At 69.1% G+C, this 11,875-nt stretch carries 10 protein-coding genes; 5 read left to right on the top strand and 5 right to left on the bottom strand.

From position 1 onward, the window contains the following. Positions 1 to 85: 85 nt before the first annotated feature. Together DEJ21_RS04450 and DEJ21_RS04455 are read left to right on the top strand one after the other, a co-directional pair. Complete coding sequence (locus DEJ21_RS04450; protein WP_111223831.1) at positions 86 to 565, top strand: peroxiredoxin; 480 nt, start codon at positions 86 to 88, stop codon at positions 563 to 565. Between the two features lie 193 nt (positions 566 to 758). Beyond that, entirely contained in the window at positions 759 to 1,310 is a 552-nt protein-coding gene (locus DEJ21_RS04455) for a PH domain-containing protein (protein ID WP_111223832.1), read from the top strand. 87 nt (positions 1,311 to 1,397) lie between these two features. On the opposite strand, the gene DEJ21_RS04460 is transcribed toward DEJ21_RS04455, so the two are convergent. Beyond that, a complete protein-coding gene (locus tag DEJ21_RS04460) occupies positions 1,398 to 3,116 on the bottom strand; it encodes an ABC transporter family substrate-binding protein (RefSeq protein WP_111223833.1) in 1,719 nt (572 codons plus the stop codon). Between the two features lie 255 nt (positions 3,117 to 3,371). Between DEJ21_RS04460 and DEJ21_RS04465 the strand changes: the two genes are divergently transcribed. The 3 genes from DEJ21_RS04465 to DEJ21_RS04475 are packed head-to-tail and all read left to right on the top strand — an operon-like array spanning position 3,372 to position 7,431. Next, entirely contained in the window at positions 3,372 to 4,352 is a 981-nt protein-coding gene (locus tag DEJ21_RS04465) for an ABC transporter permease (protein ID WP_110864437.1), read from the top strand. Positions 4,353 to 4,355: 3 nt separating this feature from the next. Next, the gene (locus tag DEJ21_RS04470) at positions 4,356 to 5,294 is read left to right on the top strand and encodes an ABC transporter permease (protein ID WP_071404170.1); all 939 of its coding nucleotides are present in this window, start codon (positions 4,356 to 4,358) and stop codon (positions 5,292 to 5,294) included. Further along, positions 5,287 to 7,431, top strand: coding sequence for a dipeptide ABC transporter ATP-binding protein (locus DEJ21_RS04475; protein WP_111223834.1), 2,145 nt, complete (start codon positions 5,287 to 5,289; stop codon positions 7,429 to 7,431). Before DEJ21_RS04470 ends, DEJ21_RS04475 begins: the two co-directional genes overlap by 8 nt. A 104-nt stretch (positions 7,432 to 7,535) precedes the next feature. Here the strand turns inward: DEJ21_RS04475 and DEJ21_RS04480 are convergent, their stop codons facing one another. The 4 genes from DEJ21_RS04480 to DEJ21_RS04495 form a co-directional block, all read right to left on the bottom strand. Next, complete coding sequence (locus DEJ21_RS04480; protein ID WP_111223835.1) at positions 7,536 to 8,042, bottom strand: PH domain-containing protein; 507 nt, start codon at positions 8,040 to 8,042, stop codon at positions 7,536 to 7,538. Between the two features lie 62 nt (positions 8,043 to 8,104). Further along, entirely contained in the window at positions 8,105 to 9,847 is a 1,743-nt protein-coding gene (locus tag DEJ21_RS04485) for an ABC transporter ATP-binding protein (RefSeq protein WP_071404173.1), read from the bottom strand. Further along, a complete protein-coding gene (locus DEJ21_RS04490) occupies positions 9,844 to 10,794 on the bottom strand; it encodes an ABC transporter permease (RefSeq protein ID WP_071404174.1) in 951 nt (316 codons plus the stop codon). Before DEJ21_RS04490 ends, DEJ21_RS04485 begins: the two co-directional genes overlap by 4 nt. Then, a complete protein-coding gene (locus tag DEJ21_RS04495; protein ID WP_027464553.1) occupies positions 10,784 to 11,713 on the bottom strand; it encodes an ABC transporter permease in 930 nt (309 codons plus the stop codon). The genes DEJ21_RS04490 and DEJ21_RS04495 overlap by 11 nt, the downstream gene beginning before the upstream one ends. Positions 11,714 to 11,875 lie beyond the last annotated feature (162 nt).

Raw genomic sequence — 11,875 nt, forward strand, 5'->3', positions numbered from 1 at the left:
CGTTCAGCGCGTCGCGGGCGCATCCACAGCCCCCGCTCAGCGCGCCGAGGGGCAACCACCGCCGGGCCGCCCTACCGTGAGACGCATGAGCATCCCCGCGATCGGCGAGTCCGCCCCGTCGTTCACCCTGCCGGGGATGGTCGTGCGCGGCGGCGTCCGCTCCGACGACGAGTACGACCTGTCCGCCCAGATCGGCCGCACCGTGGTGCTGGCCTTCTACCCGGGCGACGCGACGGCGGTCTGCACGGCCCAGCTCTGCAGCTACCAGGCCGAACTCGACGAGTTCACCGACCTCGGCGCCACCGTGTGGGGCATCAGTCCGCAGGCACTCGACTCGCACGAGGGGTTCGCCCGCGGGTCCTCGCTCGCGTTCCCACTGCTCAGCGACACCGCGGGCTCGGTGATCCGCGCCTACGGGGTGCAGGCCCCCGGCATCGGTCTGCGTCGGTCGGTCTTCGTGATCGGCCCAGACGGCGTGGTCCGGTGGCGGCACGTCGGTCTGGTCGGCCTGCGGTTCCCGAAGGCCGAGACGATCCGCGAACAGATCGAACTGCTCGTTTCCTAGCCCCCGGCGTGGGATTCCCCTGAACGCGTCGCGATGGGGTATTGACACCCCAACTGGGGGCGACGACCATTGACGGCACGAGGGTCCGTCCAGGATCTGCCTCCCCGGGGAATCGGGTCGTCCGGAGATACGCGCCGGTGTGTCACACCCGCTCCCCGGGCGTCTCCGGGGAGGCATCTCGTACCCTCGTCCGGTGCCCTCCACCATCGTCGCCCCCGGCCTGCGCGCCCTCGCCGTCGTCCTCTGGGTCGTGGCCGTCGTGCTCGTCCCACTGGCGCTGCTCGGCGGCGGCGCCCCCTGGCTCGTGCCGATCCCGAGCATCGCCGTCGCGTTCGTCGCCTGGGCTGCGCTCTGGCGTCCCCGGATCGAGCTGACGCCGGAGCACCTGCGCATCGTGGACGTCCGGCGGACCAGCACCTACACCTGGTCCCGCATCAGCGAGGTGCGCACGAAGTACGGCATCGAGGTGGTCACCAGCGAGGGCGTCCGCCGCGTCTGGATCGCGACCCGCCCGACGGCGCGTCTCGCCGCGCACACCGGTGACCAGCCGGGAGGCCCGGATCGCCTGGACGTCGACGCTGCGGCCGCGCGGATGCTGGCCCACGTGCCCGCCCCGGCCGAGCAGGACGGCCCGCCCCCGTCGACCGTGACGGCTGCGCCGATCACGCACCGCACCCACGGCTGGACGATCCTGGCGATGGTCGTCCTCGGGGTCGCGGCGTCGCTGGCGGCGGCACGGTTCTAGCGGTCACGACGCAGAACGACACCCCCGACGTCGTGCGACGTCGAGGGTGTCGTTCGTGAACGGTGTCGTTCGTGAACGCGGTGCCGACTACTTCGTGTAGCCGACGTCCTGCCACTTGACCGAGGACTGCTGGAACTGCGCCGGACCGTAGTTCACCAGGTCCTTGCGCACACCCCAGGCGTACGGCTCGGCGAACAGCGGGATGGTGCCGGCGACCGCGACGATCTTCTTGTCGATGGCCTGCGCGTCCTTGATGCGGGCATCCGGGTCGAGCTCGCCGTTCGCCTTGTCCCACGCGGCACCGAGCGAGTCGTCCGTCACGCCGGAGTAGTTCTGGCCGGCGTCGGCGGGGTAGTAGATCGACTTCAGCGACGAGATCGGGAACGGCGTGCCCTGCCACGCGAAGTACGTGGCGTCGAAGTCACGCGTCGTCGTGGTGATGTACTTCGTGAAGAAGTCGTCGGTGGGCACGGTGTCGATGGTCACCTTGAAGCCGGCGAGCTTGGTCTGCTGCTGCACGAGCTGCGCGACGTTCGCCGAGTTCGGGTTGTCCGACGGGATCACGAAGCGGACGTCGAGTTCCTTGCCGCCCTTGGTCGCGTAGCCGTCCGAACCGATCTTCCAGCCGGCGTCCTCGAGCTTCGACTTCGCCTTGTCGGTGCTGTAGCCGTAGACGCTCGACACGTCGTCCTGGTAGCCCTCCTGACCGGGGAGGTACGTGAGGTTGTTGAGCACGTCGCCCGGGCTCTTCACCGGCGACAGGATCGCCTGGGCGATCACCTTGCGGTTGATCGCCTGCGCGAACGCCTGGCGCACGTCCTGGTCCTTGAAGACGTCCGAGGTGCCGTTCAGCGTGATCTGGCGCTGCGTGGTGCCGAGCGAGCGCTCGATCTTCGAGTCGGAGCGCGAGTTCGCCGTCTTGAGGTTGTCGGCGCTGCCGTTCAGGTTGAAGGCGTCGAGCTCCTTGTTGCCGTACGCCTGGGCGACGCCGTCACGCGAGACCGTCTTGAAGACGATCGTGTCGAGCTTGCCCGGGTCACCCCACCACTTGGAGTTCTTCTCGAAGGTCACGACGCCACCGTTGGTGTCGAAGGACTTCAGGATGTACGGACCACCGGAGACGTAGGTCTTGCCGTCGGCGGCGTACGGCGCCTTGGCCCAGGCCTTGTTGAAGTGGTCCGGGGTGTCGACGGCCCAGTACGGGTAGATGGCGGTCAGGACGCTCGCCCAGTCGGCGTTGGTCTTCGAGAACGTCATGATGACGTCACGCTCGTCGGAGCCCTGCTTGACCGAGTCCACGTCCTCCCACACGTTGGTGGCGAGGGGCGCGAAGGCCTTGTTCGTGCCGTTCAGGGCCTTCCAGTTCGCGATGACGTCCTTCGCGCTGATCGGGGTGCCGTCCGACCACACTGCCTTCGGGTTGATCTTGATCTCGACGGTCTGGGGCGAGTCCTTGGTCAGCTCGACGGACGTCGCGTAGTCCTTGTTCGCCTCCCACTCGCCGTTCTCCTTGAACTGGATGAAGCCCGGCAGGTAGGTCTGCGAGATCGTCGTGTCGTCGACGGTCCCCGAGTCCAGGTTGGCCAGCTGCCAGTTCGCCGGAGCGGTGTCGATCGGCAGGGTGATCGACCCGCCGTCCTTGACGTCGGCGCGGTCCGCGACGGTCCAGCCGGTCGACTTCAGCGACGACTCGGCGACCGCGGAGTTGTCGCCGCCCGCTTCTCCGCCGCCGGAGCAGCCTGCCAGCACGACGGCAGCTGCCGCAGCGGTGGCCAGGACGGCGATGCCCTTGATCCTCTTTCGCATGGCGAGGATTCCCTTTCGTTGTGGTTCGCGCAGATCGCGCTGGACCGCGGCGGCCCCCGCCGTCGCGCCTGTTGGTTGAGAACCCTAGCCACATCCGAAGGCGGCACAAGGGTCTGTGCGATGAATCGAAACACGCTCGTAACGAATGTTGCATAGCGTCACTTCCGTTGTCCCACCCAGTCGCTCGAACGGCTAGCCTGTCGCCACCGACAACGCCGTCCGGTCGGACGGCCGCACCCAGAGGTCACGAACCACATGCTCGCCTTCATCGCAAAGCGGATCGTCAACTACATCGTCCTGACGATCGTGGCGACCACGCTCGGGTACATCCTCGCCAGCACGACGCTCAACCCGGCAGCCCGGTTCCTGGGGCGCAACCCGGCCGTGCCGCCGGGCACCATCCAGGCGTCGCTCCGCAAGCTCGGCGCCGATCCGGACACCCCGCTCCTCGTCCGCACCTGGGACTGGTGGGTCGGGCTGGTGACGCACGGCTCGCTGGGCATGAGCACCCGCGGCACCGAGGTGACGGCCGACATCATCGCCCGCTCCGGGACGAGCCTGCGGCTGCTCGTGATCGGCACACTGCTCGGCGCGATCCTCGGGGTGCTCCTCGGCGTCTGGAACGCGGTCCGGCAGTACCGCACCTCCGACCAGGTGTCGACGTACCTGTCGTTCGCTGTGCTCGCCACCCCGACCTTCGTCATCGCGGTCGTGCTGATGATCCTCGCGACCACGCTCAACCAGGGCGTGGGGACGCAGGTGATCCGGTTCACCGGCGAGTACACGCCGGGGGTGACCGGGTTCTTCCCGGTGCTCGGCGACCGGCTCGTGCACCTGTTGTTACCGACGATCTCGCTGACCATCGGCGCCGTCGCCACCTACTCGCGCTACCAGCGCTCGGCGATGCTCGACGTGCTGTCGAACGACTTCATCCGGACCGCACGGTCGAAGGGCCGCACCCGCGGCTCGGCGATCATGCGCCACGGTGTGCGGGTCGCCCTCATCCCGATGTCGACCTTCTTCGCGTACTCGTTCGGACTCATCCTGACCGGCGCGAGCATCACCGAGCTGGTCTTCAGCTGGCACGGCATGGGCGAGTACTTCGTCCAGAGCATCAGCAACAACGACATCAACGCGGCGTCGGGCACGATCCTCTTCACGGCGATCCTCGTGCTCATCGCAGGGACCCTCGCGGACCTGCTGTACGCCGCGCTCGACCCGCGAGTGAGGGTGTGACCCGTGTCTGTTCTCGACCCCACGACCACGACCACCGCCGGTGACCCCGGCGACGGCAACGCCGGGACGCCGGCGCACGTCATCGAGGTGAAGGGCGGCCGCACCCCGCTCTGGCGCAAGGTGTTCGGCACCTGGCGCGCACGCATCGGTGGCAGCGCCCTGCTCCTCATCATCCTCTGGGCGTTCCTCGGCCCGTACCTGTACCACTGGAACGCCGTCGACTCCGACGGGCTGGCGTTCGGCATGCCGCCGAGCGCTGCGCACTGGTTCGGCACGAACGACATCGGCCAGGACATCTACGCGCAGACCCTGGTCGGCCTGCAGAAGTCGCTGCTCATCGGCCTGATCGCCGGACCGGCAGCGACCCTGATCGCCGGCATCGTCGGCGCGATCGCCGGGTACTTCGGCGGCCTCACCGACCGGCTGCTCGTGTGGGTCATCGACCTGCTGCTCGTGATCCCTTCGTTCTACGCGCTCGTGCTGCTCAGCCCGGTGTTCAAGAACCTGACGTGGGTTGCCCTCATCGTCGGCCTCGCGGTGTTCAGCTGGATGGTGATGGCCCGGGTGATCCGCGGTCAGACGATGTCGCTCCGCGAACGCGACTACGTCAAGGCCGCCCGGTTCATGGGCGTCCCGGCGTTCACGATCATCCGTCGGCACATCCTGCCGAACGTGGCGTCGCTGCTCATCATCGACGCCACGCTCGGCGTCGGCGCCGCGATCCTGGCGGAGAGCTCGCTGAGCTTCTTCGGCTTCGGCATCCAGATCCCCGACGTGTCGCTCGGCACCCTGCTCGCCGCCGGCAGCCAGTCCGCCGTCACCCGTCCGTGGCTGTTCGTCCTGCCCGCCGCGACGCTCGTCGCGACCGTGCTCTCGACCAGCCTGCTCGGCGACGCCCTGCGCGACGCCATCGACCCCACCTCCGGAGCCAACCGTGACTGAGCCGCTGCTCACCGTGTCCGACCTGTCGGTCACGTTCAACCCGAAGACCAAGCCCGTCTACGCGGTCCGGGGTGTCGACTACTCGGTGGCCCCCGGTGAGTTCCTCGGCATCGTGGGCGAGTCGGGTTCCGGCAAGTCGGTGTCCTCGATGGCCGTGATGGGCCTGCTGCCGTCGTCCGCCCAGGTGCAGGGCAGCATCCGGTTCGACGGGCAGGAGCTCGTCGGCAGGAACGACCGCGAGATGTCGGCGCTGCGCGGTCGGGACATCGCGATGGTGTTCCAGGACCCGCTGTCCGCCCTGACGCCGGTGTACACGATCGGCCAGCAGATCATCGAGGGCCTGCGCCTGCACGACCGCTCCCTCACTCAGCACGCCGCACGCACCCGCGCCGAGGAACTCCTGCGCATCGTCGGCATCCCGAACCCGGCGCGACGACTCGACGCGTTCCCGCACGAGTTCTCCGGCGGCATGCGCCAGCGCGCGATGATCGCCATCGCCATCGCGAACGACCCGAAGCTGATCATCGCGGACGAGCCGACCACGGCGCTCGACGTGACGATCCAGGCGCAGATCCTCGACGTGCTGCAGACCGCAAAGGACATGACCGGTGCGGCCGTCGTGCTCATCACGCACGACCTCGGCGTCGTCGCCGGCAACGCCGACCGCGTCGCCGTGATGTACGCCGGCCGGATCGTCGAGACGGCGCCGGTGCTCCCCCTGTTCCGCGAGCCGGTGATGCCGTACACGATCGGGCTGCTCCGCTCGATGCCGAACATGACGTCCGCCCGCACCGAGCGGCTCGTCCCGCTCGACGGCCGCCCGCCCCTGCTCACGCAGAAGCCGACCGGCTGCCCCTTCGCCGACCGCTGCCCCGCCGTCCTCGACGCCTGCCGCGAGGGCGAACCCGCCCTCGTCGCACCGTCGGTGCCGCAGAGCGCCGACAACCCGGTCCTGACCGGTGCCGTCCAGACGATCGGCAACGGCACCCTGCTCGACGACCACACCGCCGCGTGCATCCGTCGGGACGAGATCGCCGCGGGCACCCTCGAGCGCTCGGAGATCTTCCCCCGCCCCGAGGACGTCCCCGAGGCAGTGGTCGACCACGGCGACGAGGTCGTGCTCGAGCTGCAGGACGTCGTCAAGACGTTCCCGCTCACTAAGGGCGCGCTGTTCCGCCGGCAGATCGGCGAGGTGCACGCGGTGGACGGCATCTCCCTGACCCTCAAGCGCGGGCAGGTGCTCGGTCTGGTCGGCGAGTCCGGCTGCGGCAAGACGACCACCATCATGGAGATCCTCGAGCTCGCCGGTGCCCAGCACGGCACCATCCGGGTGAACGGCGTCGACACCGCCTCGCTGTCCAAGAAGGACCGTCTGGCACTGCGTCGCGACATCCAGGTCGTGTTCCAGGACCCGATGGCGTCGATCGACCCGCGCCTCGACATCGGCTCGGTGATCGGCGAACCCCTCACCGTGCACGGCGTCGCGAAGGACGAGATCCGCCGACGGGTGCGCGAGGTCCTCGAGCTGGTCGGACTCGAGCCGAGCTACATCGACCGGTACCCGCACGAGTTCTCCGGCGGCCAGCGACAGCGCATCGGCATCGCCCGAGCGCTCATCGTCGAGCCGAAGATCCTGGTGCTCGACGAGCCGGTCTCCGCGCTCGACGTCTCGGTGCAGGCCGGTGTCATCAACCTGCTCGAGGACCTCAAGCACCGCCTCGGGCTGTCCTACCTGTTCGTGGCGCACGACCTGTCCGTCGTCCGGCACATCGCCGACGACGTCGCGGTCATGTACCTCGGCCGCATCGTCGAGTACGGCGACGGCGACGCGGTCTTCTCGGACCCGCAGCACCCGTACACCCGGGCCCTGCTGTCGGCCGTGCCGGTGCCGGACCCGATGGCCGAGGCCGCCCGCGGGCGCATCCTGCTCGACGGTGACCTGCCCTCCCCCACGGAGCGCATCGACGGGTGCCGGTTCCGCACACGATGCCCGCTCTACCAGCTCCTCGACGAGGGCCGCCAGGAGCAGTGCCGCACGATCGACCCGGGTCTCGAGCCCGTGCACGGCCGCGGTGTCGCCTGCATCCAGACCGACCAGGAGCACCTGCTCACCGAGCGGGTCGGCGCGGTCGTCTGACGACGCCGGTCACGCCGTGGACGTGACCAACGGACGGACGGGAGGCCCGGTACCAGCTGGTACCGGGCCTCCCGTCCGTCGTGTGGTCGCGATCGCGAGCCGCGTCAGCCCCCCAGCCACAGGCTGAGCAGCGAGGCGGCGAGCAGCGCCAGCGCCGCTGCGCCGACCGCCAGGGCCGGCACGTCCCAGCCGCGCACGGCGTCGCCGGCGCCGGTGCCGTCGCGGTGCTCGGACCAGCGGTCGAGCAGCACCGTCATCTCGTCGGGCTGTCGCAGGACGGCCCGCTCACCGCGCCGGGCCGGTTTCGGCCGCGGCAGCGACGGCCCGCCCCAGCACTGCACCTTCCGGCCGGCGACCGTCTCGATCACGATCTGCCAGCGGAGCCGGACGTCGGCGACGGCCTGCCACGGCACCACGGTGCGGCGGAGCGGGTTGACCACGGTGACCGCGCGCCCGTCGATGACGATGCACGGGCGGTAGGTCAGGACCCAGAGCGCCCAGACGAGCACGGCGATCGGGCCGGCGGCACGGAGGACGACGTCCCAGCTCCCCCGGAACGCCGCATCGCCGAGCAGGAACAGGCCCAGGACGGCGACGAGGCCGGACGCCACCGCGCCCCCGCGACCAGCGCGGAGGACGACGGGGCGTCCGGCCTCGTTCGTGTCCAGGTGGATCAGCGTCCGAACTCGAACCCGGCGCCGGGGATGGCGGCCAGGAGGTCCTTCGTGTACTGCTCCTTCGGGGCGGCGAAGACCTCGTCGGTCGTCGCCTTCTCGACGATCTGCCCACGGCGCATGACGCACACGTTGTCCGCGACGAGGCGGACGACCGCGAGGTCGTGCGTGATGAACAGGTACGTCAGGCCGAGCTCGGTCTGCAGCTCGGTGAGCAGGTCGAGGATCTGGCCCTGCACGAGCACGTCGAGCGCGGAGACGGCCTCGTCGAGGACGATGACCTCCGGCTTGAGCGCCAGTGCGCGCGCGACGGCGATGCGCTGTCGCTGGCCACCGGACAGCTCGTTCGGGTAGCGGTTCACCATCGACTTCGGCAGCGCGACCTGGTCGAGCAGCTCGAGCACCCGGGCGCGACGCGAGGCCTTGTCGCCCACCTTGTGCGTGGCGAGCGGCTCGGCGATCGTGTTCCCGACGTTGTACATCGGGTCCAGGGAGCCGTACGGGTCCTGGAACACCGGCTGCACGCGGCGGCGGAAGTCGAAGAGGTCCTTGCCCTTCAGCGCGCCGATGTCGATTCCGTCGAACTGCACGGTGCCGCTCGTGATGCTCTCGAGCTGCAGCACCAGCTTGGCGACGGTCGACTTGCCCGAACCGGACTCGCCGACGAGCGCCGTGGTGGTGCCCTTCTGGATCGAGAACGACACGTCGTCGACGGCCTTGAGCTCGCGGGTGGCGAGGCTCTTGCCGCGCAGCTTGTAGACCTTCTCGAGGTTCTTCACCACGATGAGGTCCTCGGCCGGACGGTGCTCGCGCTCCTGGGCCCGGGCGATCAGCTCGGCGTCGTCGTTGCCGGCGTCGGCGATGTCGACGCGTGCGTGCTGCACCTTCGACTGGATGCGACGGCTGGCCAGCGACGGGGCCGCCGCGACGAGCCGCTGCGTGTACGGGTGCTGCGGGTTGGCCAGGATCTCCTTCGAGGGACCGGCCTCGACGACCTGGCCCTTGTACATCACGACGAGCTTCTCGGCACGCTCGGCGGCGAGGCCGAGGTCGTGCGTGATGAACAGCACCGAGGTGCCGAAGTCGCGGGTCAGGCTCTCGAGGTGGTCGAGGATGACGCGCTGGACGGTGACGTCGAGCGCACTCGTCGGCTCGTCGGCGATGAGCAGCTGCGGGCGGCTCGACAGACCGATGCCGATGAGCACGCGCTGGCGCATGCCGCCGGAGAACTCGTGCGGGTACTGCTTCAGGCGGGTCGAGGCGTCGCCGAGGCCGGCCTCCTGCAGGACCTCGACAGCACGGTCACGGACGGCCTTCTTGCCGGTCGCCATGCCGTTCGCACGGATCGCTTCTTCGACCTGGAAGCCGATCGACCACAGCGGGTTGAGGTTCGACATCGGGTCCTGGGGGACGTAGCCGATCTCCTTCCCGCGGATCTCCGACATCTCCTTGTCGCTCAGCCCGACGAGCTCGCGCCCGTTGAACTTGATCGAGCCACCGGTGACCTCACCGGTGCCGGGGAGCAGCTTGATGATCGCCTGGGCGCTCGTCGACTTGCCCGAACCGGACTCGCCGACGATGGCCAGCCGCTCGCCCTGCTCGAGGGTGAGGTTGACGCCGCGGACGGCCTGCACGAGGCCGCTCTGGGTCTTGAAGCCGACCTGCAGGTCGGTGATCTCGAGCAGCGGGGCGCCGGAACCGCCGGTGCGGCTGCTGTTCGTCTGGGTCAGTGTCTCGCTCATCGGCGGGCCCTCGCCTTCGGGTCGAGCGCGTCGCGCACCACGTCACCGAGGAGCAGGAACGCGAGCACGGTGATGGACAGGGCTGCCGACGGCCAGAAGATCGTCGACGGGTTCGTGCGGATCGACGTCTGGGCGGTGCCGATGTCGAGGCCCCAGCTCAGGGCCGACGGCGGCAGACCGATGCCGAGGAACGACAGCGTCGCCTCGGCGACGATGAAGGTGCCGAGCGACACGGTCGCGACCACGATGACCGGAGCCAGCGAGTTCGGGATGACGTGGCGCACGAGCGTCCGGAACCGGTTGACACCCAGGGCCGCCGACGCCATGACGTAGTCGGCCTGCTTGGCGCTCAGCACGGCGCCACGCATGATGCGGGCGATCTGCGGCCACGCGAACGCGGCGAGGACGAGCGCGACGGTGATCGCGTTCCGCGCGGGGATGACCGACATGATCACGATCGCACCGAGGACGGTGGGGATCGAGAAGAAGATGTCACCGATGCGGGACACGATCGTGTCGAGCCAGCCGCCGTAGAAGCCGGCCAGGGAACCGATCACGATGCCGACGATCGACACCAGGATCGTCGCGACGATGCCGACGATGAGCGAGTTCTGGGCGCCCCAGATCACGCGGGCGTAGACGTCCGAGCCCTGACGCGTGAAGCCGAGGATGTGCCCGGCCTCGGGTCCGCCGTCGCTGTTGTCGAGGTTCGACGCGCGCGGGTCGACGTGGGCGAAGAGCCCCGGGAAGACCGCGACGACGATGATCAGCAGGATCAGGATCGAGGAGATCCAGAACGTCGGGCGGGTCCGCATGGACTCCCAGGCGTCGGTCCACAGGGAACGGGTCTTCTCGTCCTCGTTGACCTGGTCGACCGCCTGCAGGGGGGTTTCTTCGAGCGGGGCGACGTAGTGCGTCGCCGAGCGGGGTGCGGCGTTACTTGGCATAGCGGATCCTCGGGTCCAGGACGGCGTAGAGCAGGTCCACCAGGAGGTTGGCGAGCATGAAGATGATGACCATCACGGCGACGAAGGAGACCACCGTCGGGCCTTCGCCGAGCTTGACGGCGCGGAACACCGTGCCGCCGACACCGTTGATGTTGAAGATGCCCTCGGTCACGATCGCGCCGACCATCAGGTTGCCGATGTCGACACCCAGGTAGGTCACCACGGGGATGAGCGAGTTCCGGAAGATGTGCACGCCGACGACACGACGACGGGGCAGCCCCTTGGCCGTGGCGGTGCGCACGAAGTCGGCGCTCATGTTCTCGGCGACGCTGGCCCGGGTCAGACGCACGATGTACGCGAACGAGACCGAGGCGAGGACGATCGCCGGCAGGACGAGTTCACTCCACGGCGCCTCGCCGGACACCGTGACCCGGAACAGCCCGAGCTTGATGCCGAAGACGTACTGCAGCACGAACCCGACGACGAAGGTCGGCACCGAGATGAGCAGGAGCGACACGACGAGCGCGGTGGCGTCGAACAGCTTGCCCTTGCGCAGACCCGCGATGACGCCGACGACGATGCCGGCGACGGCCTCGAACACGAGCGCGAGGATCGCCAGGCGCGCGGTGATCGGGAAGGCCGATGCGAGCTGCTGGCTGACCGGCAGACCCGAGTAGGTCACGCCGAGGTCGCCGCGGAACACGCCGCCGATCCAGAGCAGGTACTGCACGATGAACGGCTTGTCGAGGTTGTACTGCTGACGCAGCGTCTCGATGACCTGCGGCGACGGCTGCCGGTCGCCGAACAGCGCGGCGATCGGGTCGCCGGGCAGCGAGAAGACCAGGAAGTAGATGAGGAACGTGGCCCCGAAGAACACGGGGATGAGTTGCAGGAGGCGCTTGCCGAGGTACCAGAGCATCAGATCACTGCCCGGTCCGGAGCGATGTCGATCAGGTTCATTGTGGTGAGGGGTGGACGGTCCGAGGGTCGGCACGGATGTCCGGTGCGGGAGGGCGCCCGCTGTGTGGGGGTGTTGCCACCGTGGTACGGGGGTTCGGGGACCTGTGCGGTCCCCGAACCC

The sequence above is a fragment of the Curtobacterium sp. MCSS17_006 genome (assembly GCF_003234215.1).
GTDB classification, from domain to species: domain Bacteria; phylum Actinomycetota; class Actinomycetes; order Actinomycetales; family Microbacteriaceae; genus Curtobacterium; species Curtobacterium flaccumfaciens.